The following is a 26,032-nucleotide window of genomic DNA, read 5'->3' as shown; positions in this document are numbered from 1 at the left end:
CCATCACATTTGGTGCATAACGTTCAAGACGAGGTCGGAGGGCAAGATGCGACGAGTGCGGCTGTCGCTCGCCGGGCAGGCCTTCGTCTGGCAACTGGTGGTGCTGGCCCTCATGATCGGGACCGGGACCATCCTGGCGGTCCTCGACGCCCGCCACGACCACGACGTGGCCACCGAACTGCAGGTCCGCGACGTGGCCGTGACCGTGGCGCGCGCACCGTCGACGCTGGCCGCGGTCAACTCGCCCTACCCCAGCGGACTGCTGCAACCCACCACCGAGCGCATCCGCGTCGACACCGGCATGGACTTCATCGTGGTGATGGCGCCGGATCGCACCCGCTACACCCACACCAATCCCGACATGATCGGCAAACCGTTCACCGGCAGCATCGACGCGGCCCTGGCCGGGCAGACGCTCACCGAGACCTTCACCGGGTCGCTCGGACCGTCGATCCGCGCGGTCACCCCGGTCTACGACAGCGGCCGGGTGGTCGCACTGGTCTCGGCCGGGGTCACCAGGGCCAGGATCGGCACCCAGGTGGCCTCGCAGGTGCCGGTGATCCTCGGCGTCTCCGCGGCCGGGCTCGCGCTGGCCGCGTGCTCGTCGTTCCTGATCAGCCGCAGACTGCGCCGCCAGACCCACGGCCTTGCCCCCGACGAGCTGCGCGCGCTCTACGAGCACCACGACGCTGTCCTGCACTCGGTACACGAGGGCCTGGTGGTGTTCGGCACCGCGCCGGGGCCCGCCGAGGTGGTCAACGATCAGGCGCGCACCCTGCTCGACCTGCCCGACGGCCCGGTGCACCGCACCGACCTGCCGACCTCGCTGCAGCAGATGCGCTGGGGCGTGGTGCGCGACGAGACGCACGTGACCACCGACCGGGTGCTGCTGGTCAACCAGGACGTGGTCAGCTGGGAGGGCCGCCCGATCGGCACCGTGCTGACCATCCGCGATCAGACCGAACTGCGCGCGGTGCTCGGCGAGCTCGACTCGGTGCGCGGGTTCGCCGAGTCGCTGCGGGCGCAGGCGCACGAGGCGGCCAACAAGCTGCACACCGTGGTGACCATGGTCGAGCTGGGCCGCCCGGAGGAGGCCGTCGCCTTCGCCACCGCGGAGTTGCAGCTCTCGCAGGTCCTGATCGACCGGCTGCTGTCCGCCGTCGGGGACGCGGCACTGGCCGCGCTGCTGCTGGGCAAGGTCGACCAGGCCGCCGAGCGCGGGGTGAGCCTGGCGATCAGCGAGGACACCGCGCTGGACTCCACCGATCCGCTCTCGGCGCAGGAGACGGTGACGCTGGTCGGCAACCTGGTCGACAACGCGATCGACGCCGCGGCGGGCACCGTCGACAAGCGGGTCGAGGTGTCGGTGTTCCACTGCGACGGCGAGCTGGTGGTCCGGGTCGCCGACAGCGGACCCGGCATGTCGGCGCAGATGTTCTCGCGGGCCGCCGAACGCGGCTACACCACCAAGACCGACCACGCCGGACTCGGCCTGGCACTCGTGCACCGCCTCGTCGATCGGCACGGCGGCGCCATCACCACCACGGCCGCACCACACAGCGCGGTCAACGTTCGCATTCCGCTGAGGGAGAAGACATGATCCGGGTCCTGATCGTCGAGGACGAGCCGTTGATCGCCCAGGCCCACCGGGCCTATCTCGAGCGGCTCGACGGGTTCGTCACCGGCGGCGTCGCGCACACCGGTCGCGACGCGCTCACCCTGGCCGCCGAGGCGATCGCGGACGGCAATCCGTTCCACCTGGTGCTGATGGACATCGGCCTGCCCGACATCAGCGGACTCGAGGTGGCCGCCGCGCTCAACGGTCTGGAACCGCGGCCGGACGTCATCGCGATCACCTCCGCCCGCGAACTGACCATGGTGCGCAATGCCGTGGCGCACGGCGTGGTGCTGTATCTGCTCAAGCCGTTCACCTTCGCCGCGTTCCGCGAGAAGCTGGAGCGCTACCGCGATTTCGACACCGCGCTCCCCGCGGGCGAGGCCGCCCTGTCGCAGTACGACATCGACCGCGCTCTCGGCGCCCTGCGCACCGCGGACCAGCGGGCCGGCGCGCCGAAGGGCGTGGTGCAGCACACGCTCGAGGAGGTCTCGCGGGCCGTGCGCTCGGCCGAGTCCGGCATCACCGCGACCGATGCCGCCGCGGCCGTCGGCGTCTCCCGCATCACCGCGTGGCGCTACCTGGAGAAGCTCGCCGACGACGGATTGGCAGAGCGCCGAGCCGATTACGGCCGCGCGGGCCGCCCCAAGACCCGCTACCGCTGGCGCGCGGGCGCGTAGGCCGGGCACGTTCACGCGGTCGGGCGTCGACGGCCGACGGAGCTCGAGCACCTGCCCGTCGCGGTCACCCGGCCCGCACCGGGATCACGACAGGTGTGCGGCGCCCGCCAGATCGTCGGGTGCCGGGGTACGCGCGACCGGACCGAGGTCGACCGGCATGTGCTCGAAACCGTGCAGGGTGAACAGGTTTCGCCGCACCGGCGCCTCGCGCAGCCGCAGGTTCGGGTAGCGGGTGTAGAGCGCGCGCAACGCGTGCACGGCTTCCATCCTGGCCAGGCTGGCGCCGAGGCAGGCGTGGATGCCGCTGCTGAAGGCGACGTGTTCGCGCAGGTTGGGGCGATCGATGTCGAAGCGATGCGGGTCGGCGAAGACGGCGGGATCGCGGTTGGCACCCGCCAGCGACAGGATGACCGTGTGGCCCTCCCGCACCGTGACGCCGTCGATCTCGACGTCCTCGAGCGCCTGGCGCGCGGTGGTCTGCACCGGCGGATCGAAGCGCAGGGTCTCCTCCACCACGTCGGACCAGCGGTCGGGATCGGCTTGGGCGAGCGCGAGCTGATCGGGGTTGGCCGACAGCGCCGCGATGGCGTTGCCGATCAGGTTGACGGTGGTCTCGAAACCGGCGCCCATCAGCAGGCTCGCGCCCGCCTGGAGTTCGCGCAGGTCCAGGTCGCCGGAGCGGACCAGGGTCGAGAGGATGTCCTCGCCGGGGTCGCGGCGCAGCTGGGCGATGTGGGCGGCCAGGTAGTCGTCCATCGATTCGATCGCGACCATCGCGCCCCGGTAGGTGCGCCACGAGGTGCCGATGTCGAGCAGCGGCGTCACCCGGTCGCCCCAGCGCAGGAACAGGTCGCGGTCGGCGGCGGGGAAGCCGAGCATGTCGGCGATGATCGCGATCGGCACCCTGGCGGCGAAATCGGTGATCAGGTCGACCGATCCGTGCGCGGGCATCGCGTCGAGCAGTTCGGCGGTGACCACCTCCACCCGATCCCGCAGCCGGGCGATGGCGCGCGGGGTGAACGCCGAGGCCACCGGCTTGCGCATCCTGGTGTGCTCGGGCGGATCGAGGACCAGCATCGACGGCGGCTCGACCGGGTTGGGCGGCAGCGTGACCAGCGCGGCCAGCTTGCGCCACGGTCCCGGCAGATCGCCGCCGAGTGCCTGCCGCACGCCGAATCGGGTGTCGCGCAGGATGGCCCGCACCTGGCCGTGGTCGAAGGCCGCGTAGGACAGCGGGGTTCGCAGCAGTCCGCCGGGCGCGCGCAGTTCGTCGATCAGCGGGTAGGGGTCGTGCAGGCCGCGCTGTCCACTGAGCAGGATGGCGAACGGGTCACCCTTACGCACCTGCCAGCGCAGGACCGCCCGTGGCGCTCCGTGCTCGGCCGACCATCGCAACCAGTACTGCGCGTTCATCGCCACCCCTGCCGCTCTGCCGAATGGATGCCTCCACCGTACGGCTACCGGCACGCCGGCGGAACGTGTTCCAGTCGGAGATCGACCTATACCTGGGTAGGAGACGCGACCCGGGTCAGCGCCGGACGGTGACCCGCTCGGTGGTGGCCCGATGCTCCACGGCGGCCGGGTCGGGATTGACGACCTGGACCAGCGAGGCACCGGCGTACAGCACGGCGATGTAGCCGTCGATCAGCTCGGTCACGGTCTCCCACGGCGCGCTCGACAGCACCCGATCGCCGGCGGAGATTCCCTGGAGCGCCGCCGACTTCCTGGCCTCGGCGAGTACCTCGCCCACCGAGCGTCCGTCGAGCGCGGCCCGGAAGCCACCAGGCAGGAACTGGTCGCCGTGCACGCGTACCGCGGTCGCGAAATCGGTGACGCCGACCGGGACATCGCGCACCGGGGTGCCCATCGCGTCCAGCGACAGCACCGCCACCTCGTCGACGCCGTCGGCGTCGTCGAGCCGGTCGGGGGTGACCAGGGCGAGGTCGGCGTCGGGATCGGGGGTGAGCACCACCTCGGTGCCCGCCCACCAGCAGCCGAGCAGCACGGCCGCGGTCTGCCAGTGCGCGGGCAGCAGCACCGCGACCCTGGCGCCGGGACTGAGCGCGAACTCGTCGCGCAGCAGATTGGCGGTCTTGGCGGCCCAGTTGGCCAGCGTCAGACCCGACAGCTCGATGCGGGCGCCGGTGGCGTCGTCGTACCAGGTGACGCGCGGACCGGCCGGGTCGCGTTCGAGAATCGGGTCGAGGAGGACGTCGGTGAGGGTCGAGTTCGGCTCACGCATGGGTCAGTTCACGCATTTCGGTCCGTTCTGGCCTGCGTCGATCGGCGGGGCTGGCGGTACTGGCGTCGCGGTCGCCGAGGATGTTCCGTCGAAATCGAACATGCCTGCCGCGGCCGAGCCCGGACCAGAATAGTCGCTCGCCAGCACCACGCTCACGGTATCCGCCGACAGTGACGGATCCGCGACCACGGTGAGACCGCCCAGTGCCTCGGCCACCGCCGCGGCCTTCGGATCCCCGGTGTCCGCGGCGAGCACCCGGCTCGAACTCACGCTGCCTCCGGAGTAATTGCCCACCAGGCCCTCGCGGAAACCCTTGCCGGTCAACGCGCTCGACACCTTGGCCGCCAGCCCGGCCTTGCCGCCCGCGTTGAACACGCTCACCGTCACCGTCGACGGGTCGAGCTTCGGCGCGTCGCCGCCGCCCTTCTTCTCCTCACCGACGAGCCCGGCGACGTAGTCCTGCACCGCCTTCGGCTCGACCCGGACCACCGATTCGCCCGCCGAGGTCATGCTGTTGAGGTCGGCGACCGGGATGGTCTCGAATTCCACCTTGCCGCCGGACAGATCCTTGAGCTGCTGCAGGAAGGCCAGCACGTCCCAGTCCTCGTCGAGCACCACCGTGCGCCCGACCGCCTCGCTGATCTCGCCGAGCTTGCCCGGATTCGCCAGGATCTTGGCATTGAGCAGCTGGCCGACCAGCTGGGCCATGAACACCTGCTGACGCACGATGCGATCGATGTCACCGCGCGGCAGCCCGTGCCGCTGGCGCACGAAACTCAGCGCCTGCTGCCCGTCCAGACGCTGCTGTCCGGCCGGGAAGTCCGCGCCCGACATCCATTCGTCGACCGCGTTGTTCAGGCACACCTCGACCCCGCCGACGGCATCGGTGAGCAGCACGAAGCCGAGCAGACTGACCTCGGCGTAGTGGTCGACGGTGATGCCGGTGAGCGAGGCCACCGACTTGATCAGCGCCTGCCTGCCCGACTTGGTCGACTCGCGTTCGGCGTCGGCCTCGGAGCTGCCCTTGGCCAGCAGCTTGGCGCGTTCGGCCTCCTTGGTGGAGCCGTAGGCGGAGTTGATCTTGGCCTTGCCCTGGCCGGGCACGTCGACGTAGGAGTCGCGCGGGATCGAGATCGCGGTGGCCGAGCGGCCGTCGTTGGGCACCCGGATCAGCACGATGGTGTCGGTATTGGTGCCCACCTCGTCGCCCGCGTGCAGCATCGCGCGCTCGGCCGAGGTCAGCGGGTTGCCGTGCGCGTCGGTGCGGCTGTCGACGCCGACGAGCAGGATGTCGACCGCGCCGTCGCGGCCGCCGCCGAGCCCGAGGCCACCGATGCGATCGATATTGGCGATCAGATTGTCGACACTGCGCCACGCGAATCCGGTGAGGGCGAGCACCAGCACCGCCGCGATCGCCACCATCACCTGCACCGGACCGGCACCGGTCTGGGTGGCGACCGTGGGTGGTCGTGTCGACTCTCGCACTCGTGATCCTCTCGACGAACTCCGCGCTCGGCTCCGAATCCCCGGCAAACCCCACCATCTCGTGTGCCTGGGCTCGTCCACCGAAACCGGCCATCACAGGCTAACCAACAGTTACCACAGTCACGCCGAACCGCAGGTGTTCCGGCGTGCCAGACTGGCCGCGTGAACCCCGATTTCCCCGTCCCCTCCCGGCTGATCGTAACCGGAGCGCGTGGCCTGCTGGGGCGAGAGATCCTGCGGCTCGCGCCCGCGTCGTCGGGCTACGGCAGGGCCGAGCTCGATATCACCGATCGCGCGGCCGTCGACGCCGTCCTGCGCCCGGGCGCGGTGGTGCTCAACTGCGCCGCCTACACCGCGGTCGACGCCGCCGAATCCGATCGCGACGCCGCCTTCGCCGCCAATGCCACCGGCCCCGCCGTGCTGGCCGCCGCCTGCGCCGCGGCGGGCGCCCGGCTGATCCACGTGTCCACCGACTACGTCTTCCCCGGCACCGCGAGCACGCCCTACGAACCGGACGACCGCACCGGACCGGCGACGGTCTACGGCCAGTCGAAGCTGGCCGGCGAGCGGGCGGTGCTGGAGCTGAGCCCCGACGCGCAGGTCGTGCGCACCGCCTGGGTGTACTCCGGTGTCGAGGGGGATTTCGTCGCGACCATGCGCAGGCTGGAACGCGAACGCGAGACCGTCACCGTGGTCGACGACCAGCTCGGCTCCCCCACCAGCGCCGCCGATCTCGCGGCCGCGCTGCTCGAACTGAGCACCCGGCCCGATGCGCCGCGGGTGCTGCACGCCACCAATTCCGGCACCGCCACCTGGTTCGATCTGGCCGTCGCCGTCTTCACCGAGGTCGGGGCGGATCCGGCGCGGGTACTGCCGTGCGATTCGAGCGCCTTTCCCAGACCCGCACCGCGACCGTCCTATTCGGTGCTGTCCCCCGCGGCGTGGGACGCGGCCGGTCTCACCCCGTTGCGGCCTTGGCGTTCCGCACTAGCCGACGCACTCCGGCGTCTGTCCGACTAGGCTGCCCAGTCGTGAACGCAGCCGATTCCGCGGCCCCTGCGGGCCTTGCCGTCGTCACGGTGACTTATTCACCGGGCGAGCACCTCGAGCACTTCATCACCACCCTGGCCGACGCCACCAGCGAGAAGCCGCAGGTGATCCTGGCCGACAACGGCTCGACCGACGGCGTGCCCGAGCTCGTCGCCGAGGCCAACTCGCACGTGCGGCTGCTGCGGACCGGCGGCAACATCGGCTACGGCGGCGCCATCAACCGGGCCGTCGCCGAGATCGACCCGGCGATCGAGTTCGTGATCCTGGCCAACCCGGACATCCGGTGGGGCGTCGATTCCATCGACAAGATGCTCGCGGCCGCCCAGCGCTGGCCACGGGCAGGCGCGTTCGGGCCGATGGTCCGTGAGCCCGACGGCAGCGTCTACCCGTCCGCGCGCCGGGTCCCCGGCCTCGCCGACGGCGCAGGCCACGCCATCCTGGGCACGATCTGGCCGAAGAACCCCTGGTCGGTGCGCTACCGGCAGGAGAACGAGGAGATCTCCGAGCGGGTGGTCGGCTGGCTGTCCGGCTCCTGCCTGCTGGTGCGCCGGGCCGCCTTCGACACCATCGACGGCTTCGACTCGCGCTACTTCATGTACATGGAGGACGTCGACTTCGGTGACCGCATGGGCAAGGCGGGCTGGCACAATGTGTTCGTCCCCGACGCCGAGGTGACCCACGCCAAGGGCCACGCCGCGGGCAAGCATCCCGAACTGATGCTGCCCGCCCACCACGCCAGCGCCTACCGCTTCCAGGCCGACCGGCATCCGCACTGGTGGCAGGCGCCGTTGCGGGGCGCACTGCGCGCCGGACTTGCGGTTCGCTCCCGGATTGCGGTTCGATCGGCGCTGCGCGAGAAAGCGCGCACCGGCGCCTGACGTGGGCGCCGTCACTGTGAACAGGGGAAACTCGATGGCAGGCAACTCAGGCACCGACGCGGTCATCCTCGTCGGCGGACAGGGCACGCGGCTGCGTCCGCTCACCCTCTCGGCGCCCAAGCCGATGCTGCCGACGGCCGGGCTGCCGTTCCTGACCCACCTGCTGGCCCGCATCGCCGAGGCCGGGATCACCCACGTGGTGCTGGGTACCTCGTTCAAGGCCGAGGTGTTCGAAGAGCACTTCGGTGACGGCTCCGAACTGGGGCTCGAGCTCGAGTACGTCACCGAGACCGAGCCGCTCGGCACCGGCGGCGGTATCCGCAACGTGCTGCCCAAGCTGCGCGCGGACAACGTCATGGTGTTCAACGGCGACGTCCTGGGCGGCACCGATCTGGGCGCGATCCTCGACACCCACGAGTCGACCAACGCCGACGTCACCCTGCACCTGGTCCGGGTCAGCGACCCGCGCGCCTTCGGCTGCGTGCCGACCGACGCCGACGGCCGGGTCACCGCGTTCCTGGAGAAGACCCAGGATCCGCCGACCGACCAGATCAACGCGGGCTGCTACGTGTTCCGCCGCGAGTACATCGAGAAGATCCCGACCGGTCGCCCGGTCTCGGTCGAGCGCGAGGTCTTCCCCGCGCTGCTGGCCGAGGGCGCGCGGGTGCAGGGCCACGTCGACGCCTCCTACTGGCGCGATATGGGCACCCCCGAGGACTTCGTGCGCGGCTCGGCCGACCTAGTCCGCGGCATCGCCCCCTCGCCCGCGCTGCCGGGCCAGCGGGGTGAGTCGCTGGTGCATCCCGGTGCGGGCGTCGCCCCTGGCGCGCTGCTCATCGGCGGCACCGTGGTCGGCCGCGGTGCCGAGATCGGTGCCGGTGCCCGCCTGGACGGCGCGGTCATCTTCGACGGCGCGATCGTCGAAGCGGGCGCGACCGTCGAACGCTCCATCGTCGGCTTCGGCGCCCGGATCGGTCCGCGCGCGCTGGTCCGCGACGGCGTGATCGGCGACGGCGCCAATATCGGCGCCCGCTGTGAACTGCTGCGCGGGGCCAGGGTGTGGCCGGGCGTGGAGATCCCCGACGGCGGCATCCGCTTCTCCACCGACGTCTGAACGATCGCGCGAAGGGCCGCTACCGAACATCCGGTAGCGGCCCTTCGTCGTCCGAAAACAGGTAGTGAAGTACGCGGGCGTGGCGGTTCTCGACCCTGCGAACATTCGCGGTATGGAGAGGCTCGTCATCCTCCACCCGCAGGAACTGGCGGGTACTGTTCTGCCGCTCACCGCTGGACGGCAGTTGATCGGCCGCGGCGCGCGGGCGGACCTGCGCCTCGACGACCGCTATCTCAGCGCCGCGCACGCGGCCATCGATCTCACCGCCGGTCGCGCCACCGTGGAAGACCTCGGTTCCGCCAACGGCACCAGGGTCGACGGTGAGCTGATCGCGGGTCTGCGCCCGCTGCGCGACGGCGACATCCTCACCTTCGGCAATGTCGACGCGCGCTTCGAGCAGGGGCCGCCCACCGTGACGATGCCGAGTTCGGCCGTGCGCAGGCCACCGCCGGACCCGGTCACCTTCACGGTGGGGCGGCAGACCGGGCACCAGATCAACAATGTCGGGCGCGATCAGATCAACAGCTATATCGAGCAGCGCGAGAGTTTCCTGCGCGCGGTCGCGGCATCCAGGACCAAGGCGCGCTGGGTGTTCTGGATCGGCCTGTTCATGCTGGTCGGCGGCGGCATCGGCTACGCGTACTTCCTGATCGACGGAATCAGCGAGCTGAACGACACGTTCGGCGACGCGAGCGCGGGGCCGCCCGACGGGATGCTGTTCTTCGGCCCCGACACGAGCCTCGGCATGCCCGCCGGGTTGATCTGCTTCGCGGTGGCCTTCGTCGGTCAGTTCCTGCTGATCATCGGCCTGATCATGTGGATCGTCGCGGCCGCCCGCGTCCGCAAGGTCGACCGGGACCCACGGCACGCGTGGAACTCACCGTTCGTCAGATAAGGGGAAAATCTCGTGGTCTTCAATATCGGCTCGCAGCAGGGCAACATCAACAACGTCGCCGGCGACCAAACCATCCACGGCGGTCAGCACGGCAGCTTCACCGCCACCCAGACCGTCGACTTCGCCGTCGAACTCGAGGCCACCCTGCGGCGGCTCGGCATGGACCGCGCCGCCGACGACGCGGCCGCGGTCCAGCGTGAACTCGCCCGGCCGCAGCCCGACCGCGAACAGATCTCCGCGCGGCTGACCCGGATCGCCCAGGCCGCCACGGTGGTCGCGGGCGCGGCGACCGCCGTGGCCGGACCGCTCACCGCCCTCGCCCACTGGCTGGGCGCGCTCGGCGCGCCGATCCTGGGGCTGCTCGCCTAGCTGAAGCCGACCGCCTGGTCGCCCCAGGCGGTGTGCAGGTCGGCGTCGGGGTTGTCGACGACGCGGTCGATGGTGTCGATGAGCAGGGTGGTGCGGGCGGACGGGCGATAGTGGGGCCAGTGCTTGGAACCGTCGATGGCCGCGGGGACACCGTGTTCGGCGAAGGCCAGCCAGCGGCGCTGCATCCGACCCGAGACCGCGACCGAGGCCTTGCGGCCGCCGAGCCAGAAGGTCGGATCGTGGTTCAGCGTGCCGAAATTGCCGAAGACATACGGCAATTCGGTGGCGTGCCCGGCGCCGACCCGGGCGGCCTTCAGCATCGGCGTCGCGTAGTCGAAGCGATACATCCAGGTCGGCGAGTGCTGGGCGTGGCCCTCGGCGACCCAGGCGGCGGGCATCCGGAAGGCCGCGTCGGTCGACATGGCCAGCGCCCCACGGGTTTTCGTCAAATCCGGGTAGGCGGAGGTGATCTCGGCGATCCGCTCGGGCGACATCTCCGGATGCGAGGCCGCGACATCGCGCAGCATCGCGTTCACCGCGTCGGGTGTCACCGGCATGATCGGCGAGCGCAGCACCCGGAACAGCGAGGCCTCGTCCCGGTTGGTCCCGATCAGCAGCGGCACCCGATGCGAACGCCCCTGCTGGAAAAGGTCGATCGGGTAGCCGGGCAACAGATCACCGTCGACGACGGGCGCCGCCGCGAGCCTGCCCGGTTCGTTGATCGGCACCTCGTCGAGCAGCACCGCGCCCACCTCGACGAGCCGCTCGATCGGCAGGTCCAGCAGCCGATCCGTCTCGCCGGGGCCGAGTTCGAGCAGTTCCAGGTAGCGCTGCGCGACGACGGCCGCGCGTTCCTGCCCGAAGACCGTGGTGGCGGGCGGACTCTGGGCGATCGCCTTGTGGAACAGCCCGGCCGCCGCCGGCGAGGTGAGCAGCGCCGTGACGCAGCCCGCGCCCGAGGACTCACCGAAGACCGTGACATTGTCCGGGTCGCCGCCGAACGCGGCGATGTTGTCGCGCACCCAGGCCAGCGCCGCCAGCTGATCGCGCAGGCCGAGGTTCGGGGTGAACGGCGTGCCGAACGAGGACAGGTCGAGGAAGCCGAGCACACCGATCCGGTAGTTGACCGAGACGACGACCACGTCACCGGCCTCGGCCAGTTTGCGCCCGTCGTAGATGGTCTGCGCCGCGGTGCCGAGGCAGTAGGCGCCGCCGTGCAGCCACACCATCACCGGGCGCGGCGCGTCGTCGCTCGGCTCGGGGCGCGGCGACCAGACGTTGACCCAGAGACAGTCCTCGCCCATCGCCAGATCGGAGTCGACGGGCACCATCGCGCCCATCGCCTGCGGGGCGATGTCACCGAAGACGACGCAATCGCGCACGCCGTCCCAGGCGCGCGGCGGCCGCGGCGGCGAGAAGCGGTCGGGTCCGGCCGGCGCGGCGGCGTAGGGAACGCTGCGCCAGACCGCGATCGGCCCGTCCCAGGCGCCGCTGACCGTTCCGTACTCCGTGCGAGCCAGCGGTTCGGCCTCGTGCGTCCGCACGTCGGGGCCGAGATCGGACTGAATGCTCATCGCACACCTCCTAGCCGGCGCGACCCGACGGGTGCCTGTGTATTTGCTCCCGCAGGCCGCAGCACCTGGTGACTCCTTACGAGAGTACGTGCGTCTGCCCCGGTCAGCCTCCCAACGCACCATTCCGACAGGTAACAGTTACCCCGCGGAACACACCGAATCCGCTTCTCAGCGGGCCACCCGGCGGTCACGATGTGGATTCGGCCACGTCCGCCGCCCGCTCCGGCCCCGGCGAGAGCGATATCGGCCGCTGCCCGGAGATCCCCGTCCGGGCAGCCGCCGACACCGCGTCCGGTTAGCTGGAAATACGCTGCGCTTCGTCGCCGACATAGGCGGCCCACAGCCGCCGGTAGGGACCGTCGGCGGCGAGCAACTCGGCATGGGTGCCGACCTCCACCAGCTTCCCCCCGCCGACCACCGCGATCAGATCGGCGTCGGCGGCGGTCGCGAGCCGATGCGCGACGACGATCGTGGTGCGGCCCGCCGTCAGCACGTCCACCGCGGCGCGCACCCGCGCCTCGGTGGCCAGATCCAGCGAGGCGGTCGCCTCGTCCAGGATCAGGATGTCCGGGTCGATCAGCTGGGCCCTGGCCAGCGCGAGCAGCTGACGCTGGCCCGCCGACAGGCTGCGGCCGTGCGCGCCGATGGACTGGTGGTAGCCGTGGTCGAGCGCCGCGATCATCTCGTGCGCGCCGACCGCCCGTGCGGCCCACTCGATCTCGGCCGGTGCCGCCCCCGGATTGCCGTAGGCGATGGCCTCGCGCACGGTGTCACCGAACAGGAATGGCTCCTGCGGCACGACGCCGAGCCGCTTGCGGTAGTCGCGCAGCCGGAACCGGCGGATGTCCACGCCGTCGACGAGGACCGCGCCGCCGGTCGGGTCGTAGAACCGGGCGAGCAGCTTCACCAGCGTCGACTTCCCCGCGCCGGTCTCCCCGACCAGCGCGACCTTCTGGCCCGGCGCGATCCGCAGGTCGAGCCCGTCGAGCACGGTGCGCTCGCGCGCGGCGTAGCCGAAGCTCACCGCGCGCAGCTCGATCGCGCCGTCGAGCCGGGTGACCGGGAGCGGGTCCTCGGCCTCGGGGGTGTCGACCGGGGTGCGCAGCAGCTCGCCGATGCGGTCGACGCCGACCACCGCCTGCTGGTAGCTGTCGAACACCTGTGACAGCTGCTGGATCGGGGCGAACAGCAGCTCGATGTAGAGCAGGAACGCGATCAGCGTGCCCGCGGTGAGCAGGTCGTCGCGCACCTGGTGCACCCCGACCGCGAGCACCGCGGCGGTGGCGATCACCGACATGAGCTCGATGCACGGGAAGAACACCGCCATCAGCACCTGCGAGCGCAACCGGGCGTCGCGGTAGGCCCACGAACGCCGCTCGAACTCGGCCTGGTTCACCGCTTCCCGGCGGAACGCCTGGGTGACGGTGATGTTGTCGACGTTCTCCTGCAGGTAGGCGTTGACCGCGCTGACCCGCTCCCTGGCCAGGTTGTAGGCGGGCACCGAGGCGCGCCGGAAGGCCACCGTGGCGACCGCCAGGATCGGCAGCAGCGCCAGCACCACCAGGGCCAGCCCGGCGTCGATCACCAGCAGCGCCGCGACCACACCCGCGATGGTGACGGTGCTGGTGAGCGCGGTGGCCAGGCCGGTCTGCAGGAACGCCGACAGGCCGTCCACGTCGGTGGTCATCCTGGTCATGATCCGGCCGCCGAGCTCGCGCTCGTAGTACTGCAGGCCGAGGCGTTGCAGGTGGGCGAAGGTCTTCAGGCGCAGCCCGTAGAGCAGCCGCTCGCCCACCCGCCCGGTGACCCGCACCTGGGCGACACTGATCCCCCAGTCCACCACCACGACGACGATCGCCAGCGCGGCGGCGCCGAGCACCACGTCGCGGGCCCCGGCCAGCACGCCGTGGTCGATGCCGTAGCGCACCAGGAACGGGATCAGCACCTGCGCGAGCGCGTCGAGCCCGACCAGGCCGAGCCCGGCCAGCAGCGGCCAGGTGAACGGCCGCAGCAGCCGGGGCAGCGAGAACGCGGTGTCGGGGGTGTGCGAGAAGGACCGGTCGACCTCCGGTTCGCCCGAGACCGGCGGCAGCTGGTCCAGCAGGGCGACGACGTCACCGGTCGGCGGCGCGCTCGCCATCATCCCGCCGCCCGGCCCGCCCGGACCCGCGGGCGCGCCCGCCGACCGGCGCGCGAACGCCTTGGCCAGGTGTTCCATGGTGCGGTCGTCGTCCTCGTCGACCTCGGGGGCCACCCACAGTTCCGCGGTGGCCTCGCGCGGGGTGTCGCGGTGCGGGTCGGCGCCGATGCCGACGACCTCGGGCGGGGTGAACAGGGCGCGGAACAGTTCGCCGGAGTGCTGGAGTTCGCGCAGCGTCCCGAGCTCGGCGACGCGGCCGCCGTCGAGCACGGCCACCCGGTCCGCCAGCGCGAGCGTCGAGAGCCGGTGGGCGACGACGATCGTCGTGCGCTGGCGCAGCTCCGCGCCGATGCGCTGGTAGATCAGCTCCTCCACCTGGGCGTCGATAGCGGAGGTGGCGTCGTCGAGCACGAGGACGGGAGCGTCGGTGAGCAGGGCGCGGGCGAGCGCGATGCGCTGGCGCTGGCCGCCCGAGAGTCGTTGACCGCGTTCGCCGATGGTGGTCTCGATGCCCTGCGGCAGCGCGGCGACGAACTCGTCGGCGGCGGCGAGGTACAGGGCGTGCCGGACCTGGTCGTCGCTCGCCGCCGGCCTGCCGTAGGCGACGTTGGCCCGGATGGTGTCGGCCATCAGGTGCGTGTCCTCGAAGACCATCGCCACCCGCGCCCGCGGATCGGGCAGCGCGCGCAGATCGACACCGTCGAACAGGACGGCGCCCGCGTCGGGTTCGAGCAGCGCGGGCAGCAGCGACACCAGGATCGATTTGCCGCTGCCCGCCCCGCCCGCGATGGCGACGGTCTCGCCGGAGCCGATCGTCAGGTCGAGACCGTCCAGGATCGGGGTGTCCCCGAAACCGAAACGGACCGAGCGGAACTCGACGCCCGGTGGCGGCCCGGCGTCCGCCGTCACGGTGCCGGGGACGGGCACGTCGGAACCCGGCGCCTCGATCACCTCGCGCACCCGGTCCAGCGAGGCCTTGCCCTGCTGACTCACCGTGAGCAGCATCGAGAACTGGCGCACCGGGCCGACGAACGCGCTCAGATACGTCATGAACGCGAGGAACGTGCCGAGCGTGATGGCCTGGCGCAGCGCGAGCAACCCGCCGACGACCAGGATCAGCGCCTGACCGGCGGCGGGCACCGCCTGCACGACCGGGGTGAACCGGCTGGTGATCCGGGCGACCCGCAACCGCGACCGGTACAGATCGCGCGCGCTGTCACCGAGCTGGTCGAGCTCGTGCCGCTCCTGACCGAAGCCCTTGACCACCCGCACCCCGGCCACCGCGGCCTCCACCCGCATCGCCACCTCGGCGGCGCGGGCCTGGGCGTCCCAGTTGGCCGGGAAGAGCTGGCGCTGGCTGCGCCGGGTGACGATCCACAGCCCCGGCAGCACGAGCAGCGCGATCACGGTGAGCGCGGGCGACATCACCGTCATCAGGACCAGCACCGCGACCAGCAGCGCGACATTGCCCGCGATCATCGGGATGAGCTGGAGGAACATCTGGATCAGCGTCACATCGGTGATCGCCCGGCTCACCACCTGCCCGGTGCGCAGCTGCGCCTGCTCGCGCCCGTTCAGCCGCAGCAGCGCGGCGAACAGGTCGCGGCGCAGGTCGTGCTGCACCCCGAGCGACAGTTCCGAGGAGGCGACCCGGCGCGCGTAGGACGAACCGAACCGGGCCGCCCCGAGCACCAGCAGCACCGCGACCCACGGCGCCACCGAGGCCGCCGTGGCGCTGAGCGTGTCGACCACATGGCGCACGACCAGCGGCAGCGCCGCGGTGAGCAGCGCCGCCGCCAGCGCGCCGGTGTAGCTGACGATCACCAGCCGCCGGTGCTCGAGACAGCGGCCGACCAGGTAGCGGATCCAGTCCGTTCTCATCGGGCGGCCACGAGCGCGTCCGCCTGCTGGTCGAATCGGTTGGCGGGCCTGGCCAGGCCGTAGTGACCACGCAGGGTGGTCTCGGTGTACTCGGTGCGGAACAGGCCGCGCTCCTGCAGGATCGGGACCACCTCGTCGACGAAGCGCTCCAGCCCCGACGGGAGCACGGCGGGCATGATGTTGAACCCGTCGGCCGCGCCCTGCCGGAACCAGTCTTCGATGGCGTCGGCCACCTGCACCGCGGTGCCCGCGAAGGTGTGGTGCCCGCGGCCGCCGCCGAGGCGGGCGATCAGCTCGCGCAGCGTGAGCCGTTCGCGCCGAGCCAGATTCACGATCAGGGTGAAGCGGCTCTTGGAGCCCTGGATGTCGTCCTCGGTGGGCAGGTCCTCGGGCAGTTCGCTGTCCAGGTCGAGCTGGTCGATGGGCAGCTTGAAGTGCGCGGCGAGTTGCTTGCGCGCGTACTCGGGCGAGATCAGCCGAGCCAGTTCGTCGTCGAGTGCGCGCGCCTGTTCCTCGGTGTCGCCGATGATCGGGACGATGCCGGGCAGGATCTTGATGGTCTCCGGGTCGCGGCCGGCGGCGACGGTGCGCGCCTTGAGATCGGCGTAGAAGGCCTTGGCGTCGTCGAGGGTCTGCTGCGCGGTGAACACGGCCTCGGCGTAACGGGCGGCGAACTCCTTGCCGTCCTCCGACGAACCCGCCTGCACCAGCAGCGGATACGCCTGCGGCGAGCGCGGCACGTTGAGCGGGCCGTCGACCCGGAAGAACTCGCCGTGGTGCAGGATCTTGCGCACCTTGGACGCGTCGGTGTGGATGCCGAGTTCCTTGTCGGCCAGGACGGCGTCGTCGTCCCAGCTGTCCCACAGCTTCGTCGCGACGTCGACGAATTCGGCGGCCTTGTCGTAGCGCAGCTTGTGGTCGGGGGTGTCGTCGAGACCGAAGTTGCGGGCCGCGTCGGCGCCCGCGGTGGTGACGATGTTCCAGCCCGCCCTGCCCTTGCTCGCCCAGTCCACCGAGGCGAACCGGCGGGCCAGGTTGTAGGGGTCGTTGTAGCTGGTCGAGGCCGTGGCGATGAGCCCGATCCGGCTGGTCTGCACGGCCACGGCGGTGAGGATGACGGTCGGCTCCAGCTTGCCGCTGGGCCTGCGCCCCGGATCGCCCATCAGGACCGGGCTGTCGGCGAAGAAGATCGAGTCGAGCTTGCCGCGCTCGGCGGTCTTGGCCAGCCGGACGTAGTAGTCGATGTCGGTGTGCGCGTGCGGATCGCTCTCGGGCAGCCGCCAGGCCGCCTCGTGATGGCCGACCGACATCAGGAAGGCATTGAGGTGCAGTTGTTTCGACATGGGAAGACCTTTCAGACCGCGACGGGCGCGACGCCGAGTGCGGCGAGCAGGGTGCGGCGGATGTGCTGGAATGCGGGCAGGCTGGGATCGCGCTCGGCGGGCAGCTCGACCGGGATGTCCACGGTGAGGCGGCCGTCGTCGAGCACGATCACCCGGTCGGCCAGCGCGACGGCTTCGTCGACGTCGTGGGTGACCAGCAGGACGGTGGGCCGGTGCCTGCGGATGAGATCGCGCAGCAGGGCGTGCATCTTGATCCGGGTGAGCGCGTCGAGCGCGCCGAAGGGTTCGTCGGCGAGCAGCAGGTCGGGCTCGCCGACCAGGGAGCGCGCCAGCGAGACCCGTTGCTGCTCACCGCCGGAGAGCTCGCCGGGCCAGGCGTTCTCCCGCCCGGCCAGGCCGACCTCGTCGAGCACCTTGACCCCGGCCTCCTTGCGTGACCTGGGCTGTCCGTACAGGACGTTGGGCAGGACCCGCTGCCAGGGCAGCAGACGCGAATCCTGGAACACCACCGAGGTTTTCGCGGGCACCCGCAGCGAGCCCTCGCCCGCCACGTCGTAGTCGAGTCCGGCCAGCGCGCGCAGCAGCGTGCTCTTGCCCGAACCGCTGCGCCCGAGCAGGGCGACGAACTGACCCGCCGGAATGGTCAGGTCGATCTCGTCGAGCACGGTGCGCTCGCCGAAGCGGCGGGTCAGCGCGCGCACGGTGACCCCGGCGGCCGCGCTCACCCCGCGATCGTGCGCCGCCATGACAGCACCTTTCGCTCGAGCGCCCGGATCGCCGAATCCGAGAGCAGGCCGAAGGCGCCGTACACCGCGAGGCCGACCAGGATCACGTCGGCCTGCCCGTAGTTCTGCGCGTTGGACATCATCTTGCCGAGACCGTCGGTGGCATTGACGGATTCGACGACGATCAGCGCCAGCCAGGCACCGGTCACCGACAGCCGCAGGCCGAGGAAGAAGCCGGGCAGCGAGCCGGGAATCACCACGCGACGGATGAACGTCGCCCGCGACACCCCCTGCACCTCCGACAGTTCCACCAGTTTCTGATCGATCGTGGTGAGCGAGGCGTGGGTCTGGATGTACATGGTGACGATCACGCCGAGGGTGATCAGCACGACCTTGAACTCCTCGCCGATGCCCAGCCACAGGATCATCAGCGGGATCAGGCCCAGCGTCGGGATCGCCCGCTTGAGCTGCACCGGTCCGTCGACCAGCGACTCGCCGAGCCGCGAGAGCCCGGAGACCAGCGCCAGCACGGTCCCGACGGCGACACCGATGACCAGGCCGAGCACCGCGCGCTGCAACGAGACACCCAGGTGCGACAGCAGCGGACCGTCGACGAGCAGTTCCCAGCCGGTCTGCAGCACCGTCCACGGCGCCGCCAGTTTGCGCTGGTCGAGCAGCCCCGACCAGGCGCCCGCCGTCCAGGCGGCGAGCAGCAGGACCACGCCGAGCAGGCGCGCGGCCGGAATCGCCTTGCGCAGACCCAGCCTGCGCAGCGCCCTGCGGTCGACGAAGCCGTCCTCGCGCGGCGCGGCGACGGGGACGGCCGCGCGGGTCAGTGCGATGGTCATTGCGCCCCCTTGGTGCGATACGGACCGGGGACGGCGCCGGCGGCCAGCTTCTCGAAGCGCCGGTCGAACAGGTCGGCGGCCGCGAACGGCGTGCCGAAGTAGCCGGCCCCGGTGACCAGGTCGATGGTCTGCTGCTCCCAGGCGATCGCCGCGTCCCAATTATCCGGGAAATACGGCTTTTCGACGGTCGAGAGAATGCGGCGGCCGTCGGCCTCGGTGACCGACTGGTCCTTCACGTAGTAGGCGTCGATCCATTCTTCGGGATGCTCCCAGGCCCACACTTCCCCGCGCGCCCAGAATTTCACGAATTCGGCGATCGCGGCGGCCTTGCTGTCGTCGCGGAGAATGCTGGTCGGCGCCCACAGCACGCTCAGCGCGTCGACGGCGGGCGTGGCCACCGCCCGGGCGCCTTCCGACGCGTACTTGTCGAGGTACTTGGTCAGCGTCGGCTCGCCCAGCGGGGCGACGTCGATCTGCTTGCCCTGCAACGCCGTGAGGAACTGGGGTCCGTTGATCTCCACCAGCTGCACCTCGTCGGTACGGATACCCGCCGCCGCGAGGGTACGCAGCACGACAACGCCCTGCGCCTGCCCGGGGGAGAAGGCGATCTTCTTGCCGCGCAGGTCGTTCAGGCCCGTGATCGCGGTGCCGGGCGCGGTGGCCAGCTTGTACAGCGGCGTCTCCCTGACCTTGACGCCGACGATCTTGGCGTCGAGCCCGGTGGCGTGCGCGTGGATCGGCGGAATCCCGGCATTGGTGGCCAGATCCAGCGAACCGCCGCGGAAGGCCTGGATGACATCGGGTCCCGCCGAGACCGCGGGCCAAGACGACACCGTGAACGGCAGCTTGCCGAGTTCACCGGAGGCGGTCAGCGCCACCTTGGCGGTATTGGCGGAGACGGTCAGCGCCACACCGGGCGGCACCGTGGTCGGCAGCGCGGCGGTCAGCGCGGCCCCGTCGCCGTCGTCGGTGGCGCACGACACCGCCAGCAGCGACGCGGCGGCGGCGAGCAGTGCTATTCGTCGAATATTCTTACGCAAGATGATTTCCCGGATCGAATCGAAGTAATGTCGGCGAGCGAATTCGATGCGCGACAACACTGCATTTTGTTCATACGACAACTGTCGCCGCAGCCGTCCGTTCCGGTCAATATTCGACTGCCTTAAAATAACCACGAATCAAACCGCGTCGGCGACCACCGAGGTCAGCGGTTCACGGAACAATTCGTGGAGCACGACGCCGGCCGCCGACATCGCCAGAACCTGTCCGGTGAAGGCGGATTCGCACACCACCTCCGCCGGGTCGGCACCGATGAGCGAGTGGGCGCGCACCGCGTCGTCGTAGGCTTCGCGGACCCCGGGCACCGTGCCGAGGCCCCGGTCGACCAGCACCAGGGCCTCGGGATCGAGCAGATCGATGAGCGCGGCCGCCACTTCGCCCATCGCCGTCGCCCGTTCGAGGAAGTACGCCCGTTCCGGTCCGCCCGCCGCGGCGGCCGCCACCAGCTCGGCCATGCTGTCGACCCGCCCGGCGCGCACCGCCCTGGCCAGCAGGGCGTGGTCGCCGAAATCATCGAGGGCGAACGCGGATCCGGCGGTCGCGCCGAGTAATCGGGCGATCGAACCGGCCCCGGAGTGCGGGCCGTAGTGCACCCGGCCGTGCACCGCGATCGCCGCGTCGATGACATTGCCGACGAACAGCACGATCGAACTCGTCGTGCCGCGCAGGTGCCCGTAGAGCTGCTCGACGTGCGCCAGCGCCCTGGTGTGGCTGTCCACGCTGGTCGGCAAACCCGTTCGCGCGGCCAGGTATTCGCGCACCGGCACATCCCGCCAGCGCAGGTAGGAGTGGTCGACGACCGAACCGGTGGTGGTGTCGACCCGGCCGCCGATCGCCACCCCGAGGCCACGCACCCGCAGCCCGTCGGGCAGGCCCGCCGCGACGGCGCGCACCCGGTCGATCGCGGTGTCGAGGATGTCGTAGGGCGCGTGCGTCCGGTGCGGCACCTGCTCGCTCGACAGCACGGTCCCGGCGATGTCGACCACGGCGACGGTGATCTGCGCGGCCGCGATGTGCAGTGCCAGCACCACGTTCCCGGCGGCGTCGAGCGCGATCGGGCTGTGCGGCCGACCGACCCCGGCCGGTCCCGCCGTCTCCGGCAGCTCGACCAGGAGCCCCGCCGCGAGCAGGGCCTTGCTCTGCCAGGTCACCGTCGCGGGCGACACCCCGGCCCGCCGCGCCACGACGCTGCGCGGCGCGGGCCCCAGTTCGAGCACCGCCCGCAACACTGCCCCCGCGCTGCTGTTCGTCATGTGCCACCTCGCCGTCACCGCTGACCGATGAGGCTACGGAGCCACCCGTGCCGGGCGAAGGCTTCGGCGCACGGTGATCGCAAGCGCCCGCCTACACTGTGCCGATGCCGAACTACAGCTTCCGGTGCCGCTCCTGCGGCGACACGTTCGAGGTGAACCGGCCGATGGCGCAGGCCGCGGACCCGGCCGCCTGCCCGGCGGGCCACGACGACACGGTCAAACTGCTCACCACCTTCGGCACCGTCGGCCGCGGGTCGGCCCCCGCGCCGGTGGCCGCGCCGCGCCCCGCCGGTGGCGGGTGCTGTGGTGGCGGCGGTTGCTGCTGACCCGCGGAGCCGTCCGCTGATCGCCGCGGGTTCGTAGAATCGAGGGGGACCGATCCCCTCGCGGAAGAAGGCGCGTCATGACCGTCGCGCGTATCGCGGTCGCCCTGGTGCTGGCCGCCCTGCTCGTCTACTCCGCCCGCGCGAAACTGTCCGGCAGGCCCGAGGTCGTCGAGGCCTACGCCAGGGTCGGCGTCGAACGCCGACGGCTGCCGATCCTCGCGGCCGTGCTGCTGGCCGCCGCGCTCGGGCTGATCGTCGGCCTCTGGTGGACGCCGCTGGGCCTGGCGACGGCGCTCGGGCTGGTGGCGTACTTCGCGCTGGCGCTCCTCGCGCACGCCACCCACCACGATCTGAACCATGCCGGACCGCCCGCGGTGATCTTCGGGCTCGCGATCGCGGCCGCGGTGCTGTTCGCCTGATTCAGTCGCGGCGGTCGACGTGGCCGAGGTCGCGGTCGGGATCGATGCGGTCGCGCACGCGCTGCTTGAGGACGGCGATGTCGGGGAAGCCGCCGTCGGCCTTGCGCTCCCACAGCTGTTCACCGTCGAGGGTGATCCGGAAGATGCCGCCCTGACCGGGCACCAGGGCGACCTCACCGAGGTCGGTGGCGAAGGTGGTCAGCAGTTCCTGGGCCATCCAGCTCGCGCGCAGCAGCCAGCGGCATTGGGTGCAGTATTCGATCGCGATCCTGGGCACGGGGCCAGTATCCACCAGGGGCGACTCAGGCGCTGAACGTGCCGTCGAGGTAGACCCACGCGCCGTCGACCCGGACGAAAGTGCTGTTCTCGTGCATCGCGTCGCGGACGCCGTCCACCTTGTAGTGGGCGATGAACTCGACGGTGCCGTTGTCGTCGAACGGCCCGCCGCGCTGGGTGCCGACGATCTCCAGGAACAGCCACCGCTGTGTCGGGTCGAGCTCGAGCTCGGCGGGCCGGGTGTTCGGATGCCAGGAACGCAGCAGGTAGTCGACGTCGCCGACGACATAGGCGGTGTAGCGCGAGCGCATGAGGGTCTCGGCGGTGGGCGCGGGCCGGGTGCCTGCCAGGATCGGTCCGCAGCAGTCGTCGAACGGTTCGCCGCGGCGGCACGGACACGGTTTCGCTTCACCCATGCCGGTCATCCTGCCGGGTCGGGACCGGCGGCGCCCACGCGGGATCAGCCGAACGGCTGGTGCGCGAGCGGGACCAGTTCCAGCGTCCGCGCGAGGTCACCGGTCTGATCGCGCCAGCGCCGCAGGTCGGTCACGCTGGGCGCCATCTCGTAGTCGAGATGATGGGCCGCGCGGGACAGCGCGGCCCACAGCGCGCCGACCTGGCCCGCGGTCTCCGGCCCCGCGTACACGCGCAGGGCGAGGAGCTGGGCCCGCATCGGGCAGCGCATGAGTTCGGGGGCGATCTGTGCCCACAGTTCGTCGACGGCCTGCTCGAGCGCGAGCCGCAGAATCCACGCGACCGCCCGCGACCACACCCCGCCCGCGTCGGAGACGTCGCCGGACAGCAGGTTCTCGGCCGCCTCCAGGCGCTCGGCCACCGAGGGACGCGGGGTGTACCTGGGCCGTCGCGGCCTGCTCCGCCGGTTCACGGGCGCACCACCGTCGCGCCGCCGCCCCGGCGGGACCGCGAGCGCCGACCACCTGTATCGCGGCTCATGAGCGGACCGCGGCGGGCTCGTGGGCGCGCAGCCAGGCGATGAATCGTTCGGTGTCGCTGATCAATTCCCGCATCGGCCGATCGATCGGCACATGCGCGCCCGCGGTGGCGTCGCGCAGCACGCCGACCAGCCAGCGGCCGCCGACCGCGCTCAGGTGCTTGTTCAGGTCGTCGACGCGGGCGCCGGGGCCCATGATCGCCAGGGTGATCATGGCGCGGGTGGTGTGGGCGTTGCGCACCCTCCGTTCCACTTCGGCGTGATCGAGGCCGGTGGCGAGCAGTTCCTGGCGGGCCTTCGCCAGCCCCGCCGCCTCGATCGCGGAGCGGCAGCAGGTGGCGACGAGTTCGTCGGCGATGGCGGGCGGCAGCTGCGGGGTGCGCAGCAGCGAGCGGGCGTCGTCGAGGTAGCGGCGCACCGGGTCGCCGGTCACCCGCACCTCGACCACGGAACGTTCCCGGCGCTGCACCTCGAGCACGGTGGCGTCGAGCTGCATCCTTCGCACCGCCTCGGCCAGGCGCTCGTCGTGGGTGAACACCACCACCTGCCGGGTGGTCGCCACCTCGGCGAGCACCCTGGCCAGGCCGTCGACCTTCGCCGGGTCCATCGCCTGCACCGGATCGTCGATCATCACGAAGCGGAACGGACTGTGCGACATCGTCGCTCGTGGCAGGAACAGCGACAGCCCGAGCGCGTGCAGCTCACCCTGGCTCATCACGCCGAGCGCGGCGCCGTCCACCTCGTCGACGGTCACATCCAGCAGCACCCGCCGCGCGGTGCCCGCGCTGCCCTGCAACCGGATCGCGCCGAGTTCCACATTGCTCTGCTGTCGCAGCGTGCTCCACACCCACCGCGCGGTGCTCTCCAGCGGGCGCATCCGCTCGCCGCGAATCGTCGCGGTCGCCGACTTGAGCCAGTCGGCCGCCCGCTTCACCACCCGCAGCTCGCCCGCGTCGGCGGACACCGCGCGGGCGGGATCGAGCCAGGCGAGAATGCGCGGCACGAGCGGTGACCACACGGAGTCGAGGCGATCGAGCTCGGTGCTCGTATCACGTTGCAGAGCAGCGAGTTCGGCGCTCAACTCGGCGTAGGTGTCACCCAGACGCTGCGAAAACTCGTCATCGTGTTCCGCCTCGCCGAGCCCGGCCCACACCGTCCAGAGTGCATGCACCGCCGACAGGTGCCGCCTGATCAGACCCGCCCCACCGCTCGTCTGCCCGACGCTCGACGCAGTCCCACCACCGACCACGGCGGCACCGCCCAGCGCGGCCCCACCTCCAGGCGTGGCCACACTTTCCGACACAGCCCGGCCGCCAGACTCGGCCCCGCCGTCCGGTGCGGCACTTTCGCCGAAGGCGGCGGTGTCTACCGGCACAGCGCCGCTGCCCGAGGTGGTTTCGCCGCCGACGATCGACGCGGAAGCGACCGGTGTCGGCTGCGCGGCGCCGAGCTCGAGGGGTACCCGCGACGTGAGCGCGCGAGCGGCGGCCAACGCGGCATCGCACTCCGCGCGGGCCGAGCGGAGTGCGGCGAGTTGCGTTTCGCGCTGGTCGATTTCGGCGTCGGCGGCGGCCAGCCAGGCGGTGTCGAGGTCGCCGCGGCCGCAGAGCGGGCAGGGGCAGGCGCCGCTCGCGGTGACGTGTTCGCGGGCGCGGGTGAGCAGTTCGAGGACGCGCAGGTCGGACTCGGCGTCGGTGGTGGCGTGGCGCGACAACGCGGCGGCGGCCTCGGCGAGGCGATCGACCGCCGCGGCCACCTGTGCCGGGTCGGGCAGCGTGAGGCGCAGGATGGCCCGCAGCCCGTCGGGTCCGTCGGGCCCGAGCACCGAACCGGCGACCGCGGCGGCCACCGCGTCGAGATCGGGGTCCGGGACGCGGAGCAGGTCGGCGACGTGGCGGGCGCGCGCGTCGTCGACGTCGGCGAGCTCGGCGAGCAGATCGGTGCGGGACTGCCGCGAATCCTTGACGGCGCGCTCGAGTTCCAGCTTGCGCAGGCGGATGTGTTCGGCGGCGGCGGCCAGTTCGTCGAGGCCGAGCAGGCGGTGCAGCGCGTCGAACAGGTCGCTGGGCTTGCCGTCGACCAGGGCGCCGAGCTCGCTGTAGGACAGGAAGGGCCGGTACAGGTCCAGCCGACCGCGCCTGCTGCGCGGGTCGATGGTCACGGTCCGGTCCGTGCCGCGGCGCTCGGTCCACTGCGCCTCGCCCAGTTCGCTGCCGGGCGCCCAGTGCGTGGCGACCGTGAGCTCGGCCTCCTCGCCCGCCGTGAGCAGGTCGACCTCGATCCGGGCGAGGTCGGGTTCGTGCAGGTTGCGCCAGCCTTCGCGCCACGCGGTCGAGCGGCCGTCCCAGCGCCGGTTGCCGCCGGTGAGCGCGAATTCGGCGGCCTCGGCGAAGCTGGACTTGCCGCTGCCGTTGCGCCCGACGACCAAGGTCAGCCCCGGTCCTGGGTTCAGGCGCAGCGTGGCCGTCGGCCCGATGCCGCGGAAGCCGTGCACGGTGATCGAGCGCAGGAAGACCCCGGTATCACCGGAATCGGGTGCGGCTCGATCACCGTCGGCCTCGGCGAGGGCTGCCAGCACGCACTCGGCGACCCGCCCCTCCACGGCGGGGTCGGCGGCGAGCTCGCGCGCGACCACCTCGGCGATGCGATCCGAGCACACTTCTGCGACATCCCCCTTCGCGGCCGCACGCACCGCGGCGGCCGATCTGCCCGGCCCACGTGATCCTCCTCGGCAAACGCTACCTGATCGCGGAGCGTTCGCCCAGGGGATGCGCAGTGCCCCAGCGAATCTGCCCGCGGGAGTGGAATGGCCATCGTGGTGCCACGGCGGGCCCCTCGATGTCCACCCCTCGCCCACCCCGGCGGGCAGCTCGATGAGGTGTTCACACCCGCGCTACGCTGCGATGAG

General features: G+C 71.4%; 23 protein-coding genes. 9 read left to right on the top strand and 14 right to left on the bottom strand.

The window, feature by feature from the left end; all coding sequences use genetic code 11:
• Positions 1–46 precede the first annotated feature (46 nt).
• Both ACFVW6_RS25155 and ACFVW6_RS25150 read left to right on the top strand, forming a co-directional pair.
• Positions 47–1,600 carry an ATP-binding protein gene (locus tag ACFVW6_RS25155; RefSeq protein ID WP_378823127.1) on the top strand — a complete coding sequence of 518 codons (1,554 nt, stop codon included), beginning with the start codon at positions 47–49 and terminating at the stop codon, positions 1,598–1,600.
• Complete coding sequence (locus tag ACFVW6_RS25150) at positions 1,597–2,295, top strand: response regulator (protein WP_316575908.1); 699 nt, start codon at positions 1,597–1,599, stop codon at positions 2,293–2,295. Before ACFVW6_RS25155 ends, ACFVW6_RS25150 begins: the two co-directional genes overlap by 4 nt.
• 84 nt (positions 2,296–2,379) lie before the next feature.
• Here ACFVW6_RS25150 and ACFVW6_RS25145 read toward each other — a convergent pair whose 3' ends face one another.
• The 3 genes from ACFVW6_RS25145 to ACFVW6_RS25135 all read right to left on the bottom strand — a co-directional run bounded on the left by ACFVW6_RS25145 (position 2,380) and on the right by ACFVW6_RS25135 (position 5,959).
• Positions 2,380–3,708, bottom strand: coding sequence for a cytochrome P450 (locus ACFVW6_RS25145; RefSeq protein ID WP_378823130.1), 1,329 nt, complete (start codon positions 3,706–3,708; stop codon positions 2,380–2,382).
• A gap of 115 nt (positions 3,709–3,823) precedes the next feature.
• Complete coding sequence (locus ACFVW6_RS25140; RefSeq protein WP_378823132.1) at positions 3,824–4,537, bottom strand: TIGR03089 family protein; 714 nt, start codon at positions 4,535–4,537, stop codon at positions 3,824–3,826.
• 3 nt (positions 4,538–4,540) lie between these two features.
• Positions 4,541–5,959, bottom strand: coding sequence for an LCP family protein (locus ACFVW6_RS25135; protein WP_378825540.1), 1,419 nt, complete (start codon positions 5,957–5,959; stop codon positions 4,541–4,543).
• Between the two features lie 225 nt (positions 5,960–6,184).
• On the opposite strand from ACFVW6_RS25135, the gene rfbD reads away from it, so the two are divergent.
• From rfbD to ACFVW6_RS25110, 5 genes are all read left to right on the top strand, one after another.
• A complete protein-coding gene (rfbD, locus tag ACFVW6_RS25130; RefSeq protein ID WP_378823135.1) occupies positions 6,185–7,042 on the top strand; it encodes a dTDP-4-dehydrorhamnose reductase in 858 nt (285 codons plus the stop codon).
• A gap of 11 nt (positions 7,043–7,053) precedes the next feature.
• Positions 7,054–7,950, top strand: a complete 897-nt coding sequence (locus ACFVW6_RS25125; protein ID WP_378823136.1) for a glycosyltransferase family 2 protein — start codon at positions 7,054–7,056, stop codon at positions 7,948–7,950.
• A gap of 34 nt (positions 7,951–7,984) precedes the next feature.
• Positions 7,985–9,064 (top strand): NDP-sugar synthase, encoded by a 1,080-nt coding sequence (locus tag ACFVW6_RS25120; protein ID WP_355276186.1) that lies wholly within the window; start codon positions 7,985–7,987, stop codon positions 9,062–9,064.
• Positions 9,065–9,176: 112 nt separating this feature from the next.
• Positions 9,177–9,959, top strand: a complete 783-nt coding sequence (locus ACFVW6_RS25115; protein WP_378823139.1) for an FHA domain-containing protein — start codon at positions 9,177–9,179, stop codon at positions 9,957–9,959.
• 12 nt (positions 9,960–9,971) lie between these two features.
• Positions 9,972–10,328 carry a hypothetical protein gene (locus tag ACFVW6_RS25110; RefSeq protein WP_378823141.1) on the top strand — a complete coding sequence of 119 codons (357 nt, stop codon included), beginning with the start codon at positions 9,972–9,974 and terminating at the stop codon, positions 10,326–10,328.
• On the opposite strand, the gene ACFVW6_RS25105 is transcribed toward ACFVW6_RS25110, so the two are convergent.
• From ACFVW6_RS25105 to ACFVW6_RS25075, 7 genes are all read right to left on the bottom strand, one after another.
• Entirely contained in the window at positions 10,325–11,902 is a 1,578-nt protein-coding gene (locus ACFVW6_RS25105) for a carboxylesterase/lipase family protein (protein ID WP_378823143.1), read from the bottom strand. The genes ACFVW6_RS25110 and ACFVW6_RS25105 overlap by 4 nt on opposite strands.
• A gap of 295 nt (positions 11,903–12,197) precedes the next feature.
• A complete protein-coding gene (locus ACFVW6_RS25100) occupies positions 12,198–15,923 on the bottom strand; it encodes an ABC transporter ATP-binding protein (RefSeq protein ID WP_378823145.1) in 3,726 nt (1,241 codons plus the stop codon).
• Positions 15,920–17,266: an LLM class flavin-dependent oxidoreductase gene (locus ACFVW6_RS25095; RefSeq protein ID WP_378823147.1), complete on the bottom strand. Its 1,347-nt coding sequence runs from the start codon at positions 17,264–17,266 to the stop codon at positions 15,920–15,922. The genes ACFVW6_RS25100 and ACFVW6_RS25095 overlap by 4 nt, the downstream gene beginning before the upstream one ends.
• An 11-nt stretch (positions 17,267–17,277) precedes the next feature.
• Positions 17,278–18,012 (bottom strand): ABC transporter ATP-binding protein, encoded by a 735-nt coding sequence (locus ACFVW6_RS25090; RefSeq protein WP_378823148.1) that lies wholly within the window; start codon positions 18,010–18,012, stop codon positions 17,278–17,280.
• Positions 17,988–18,839, bottom strand: coding sequence for an ABC transporter permease (locus ACFVW6_RS25085; RefSeq protein WP_378823149.1), 852 nt, complete (start codon positions 18,837–18,839; stop codon positions 17,988–17,990). The genes ACFVW6_RS25090 and ACFVW6_RS25085 overlap by 25 nt, the downstream gene beginning before the upstream one ends.
• Entirely contained in the window at positions 18,836–19,879 is a 1,044-nt protein-coding gene (locus tag ACFVW6_RS25080) for an ABC transporter substrate-binding protein (protein ID WP_378823151.1), read from the bottom strand. The genes ACFVW6_RS25085 and ACFVW6_RS25080 overlap by 4 nt, the downstream gene beginning before the upstream one ends.
• Before the next feature lie 138 nt (positions 19,880–20,017).
• Positions 20,018–21,151 carry an ROK family protein gene (locus ACFVW6_RS25075; RefSeq protein ID WP_378823154.1) on the bottom strand — a complete coding sequence of 378 codons (1,134 nt, stop codon included), beginning with the start codon at positions 21,149–21,151 and terminating at the stop codon, positions 20,018–20,020.
• Between the two features lie 104 nt (positions 21,152–21,255).
• Here ACFVW6_RS25075 and ACFVW6_RS25070 point away from each other — a divergent pair, with 104 nt between their 5' ends.
• Positions 21,256–21,477, top strand: coding sequence for a zinc ribbon domain-containing protein (locus tag ACFVW6_RS25070; RefSeq protein ID WP_355276204.1), 222 nt, complete (start codon positions 21,256–21,258; stop codon positions 21,475–21,477).
• Positions 21,478–21,554: 77 nt separating this feature from the next.
• On the top strand, positions 21,555–21,896 hold the full coding sequence (locus tag ACFVW6_RS25065) for a DoxX family protein (RefSeq protein ID WP_355276205.1): 342 nt from the start codon (positions 21,555–21,557) through the stop codon (positions 21,894–21,896).
• A gap of 1 nt (position 21,897) precedes the next feature.
• On the opposite strand, the gene ACFVW6_RS25060 is transcribed toward ACFVW6_RS25065, so the two are convergent.
• From ACFVW6_RS25060 to ACFVW6_RS25045, 4 genes are all read right to left on the bottom strand, one after another.
• A complete protein-coding gene (locus tag ACFVW6_RS25060) occupies positions 21,898–22,173 on the bottom strand; it encodes a SelT/SelW/SelH family protein (protein ID WP_355276207.1) in 276 nt (91 codons plus the stop codon).
• A gap of 25 nt (positions 22,174–22,198) precedes the next feature.
• Complete coding sequence (locus tag ACFVW6_RS25055; RefSeq protein WP_378823157.1) at positions 22,199–22,597, bottom strand: YchJ family protein; 399 nt, start codon at positions 22,595–22,597, stop codon at positions 22,199–22,201.
• Between the two features lie 35 nt (positions 22,598–22,632).
• Positions 22,633–23,007 carry a hypothetical protein gene (locus tag ACFVW6_RS25050; RefSeq protein ID WP_357343349.1) on the bottom strand — a complete coding sequence of 125 codons (375 nt, stop codon included), beginning with the start codon at positions 23,005–23,007 and terminating at the stop codon, positions 22,633–22,635.
• A 115-nt stretch (positions 23,008–23,122) separates the two neighbouring features.
• On the bottom strand, positions 23,123–25,783 hold the full coding sequence (locus ACFVW6_RS25045; RefSeq protein ID WP_378823160.1) for an AAA family ATPase: 2,661 nt from the start codon (positions 25,781–25,783) through the stop codon (positions 23,123–23,125).
• Positions 25,784–26,032 lie beyond the last annotated feature (249 nt).

The sequence above is a fragment of the Nocardia sp. NPDC058244 genome, assembly GCF_042882065.1.
Lineage (GTDB): Bacteria > Actinomycetota > Actinomycetes > Mycobacteriales > Mycobacteriaceae > Nocardia.
The sequence above is the reverse complement of the archived record's forward strand: the minus strand, read 5'-3'. Positions and strand labels throughout refer to the sequence as shown.

What these genes read in the sequence shown, in the direction of transcription:
- ACFVW6_RS25075 (WP_378823154.1), bottom strand. Translation starts at nt 21,151, where the DNA reads ATGACGAACAGCAGCGCGGGGGCAGTGTTGCGGGCGGTGCTCGAACTG.
- ACFVW6_RS25085 (WP_378823149.1), bottom strand. Translation starts at nt 18,839, where the DNA reads ATGACCATCGCACTGACCCGCGCGGCCGTCCCCGTCGCCGCGCCGCGC.
- ACFVW6_RS25140 (WP_378823132.1), bottom strand. Translation starts at nt 4,537, where the DNA reads ATGCGTGAGCCGAACTCGACCCTCACCGACGTCCTCCTCGACCCGATT.
- ACFVW6_RS25095 (WP_378823147.1), bottom strand. Translation starts at nt 17,266, where the DNA reads ATGTCGAAACAACTGCACCTCAATGCCTTCCTGATGTCGGTCGGCCAT.
- ACFVW6_RS25100 (WP_378823145.1), bottom strand. Translation starts at nt 15,923, where the DNA reads ATGAGAACGGACTGGATCCGCTACCTGGTCGGCCGCTGTCTCGAGCAC.
- ACFVW6_RS25055 (WP_378823157.1), bottom strand. Translation starts at nt 22,597, where the DNA reads ATGACCGGCATGGGTGAAGCGAAACCGTGTCCGTGCCGCCGCGGCGAA.
- ACFVW6_RS25065 (WP_355276205.1), top strand. Translation starts at nt 21,555, where the DNA reads ATGACCGTCGCGCGTATCGCGGTCGCCCTGGTGCTGGCCGCCCTGCTC.
- ACFVW6_RS25150 (WP_316575908.1), top strand. Translation starts at nt 1,597, where the DNA reads ATGATCCGGGTCCTGATCGTCGAGGACGAGCCGTTGATCGCCCAGGCC.
- ACFVW6_RS25155 (WP_378823127.1), top strand. Translation starts at nt 47, where the DNA reads ATGCGACGAGTGCGGCTGTCGCTCGCCGGGCAGGCCTTCGTCTGGCAA.
- ACFVW6_RS25070 (WP_355276204.1), top strand. Translation starts at nt 21,256, where the DNA reads ATGCCGAACTACAGCTTCCGGTGCCGCTCCTGCGGCGACACGTTCGAG.
- ACFVW6_RS25120 (WP_355276186.1), top strand. Translation starts at nt 7,985, where the DNA reads ATGGCAGGCAACTCAGGCACCGACGCGGTCATCCTCGTCGGCGGACAG.
- ACFVW6_RS25145 (WP_378823130.1), bottom strand. Translation starts at nt 3,708, where the DNA reads ATGAACGCGCAGTACTGGTTGCGATGGTCGGCCGAGCACGGAGCGCCA.
- ACFVW6_RS25115 (WP_378823139.1), top strand. Translation starts at nt 9,177, where the DNA reads ATGGAGAGGCTCGTCATCCTCCACCCGCAGGAACTGGCGGGTACTGTT.
- ACFVW6_RS25090 (WP_378823148.1), bottom strand. Translation starts at nt 18,012, where the DNA reads ATGGCGGCGCACGATCGCGGGGTGAGCGCGGCCGCCGGGGTCACCGTG.
- ACFVW6_RS25135 (WP_378825540.1), bottom strand. Translation starts at nt 5,959, where the DNA reads ATGGTGGCGATCGCGGCGGTGCTGGTGCTCGCCCTCACCGGATTCGCG.
- ACFVW6_RS25105 (WP_378823143.1), bottom strand. Translation starts at nt 11,902, where the DNA reads ATGAGCATTCAGTCCGATCTCGGCCCCGACGTGCGGACGCACGAGGCC.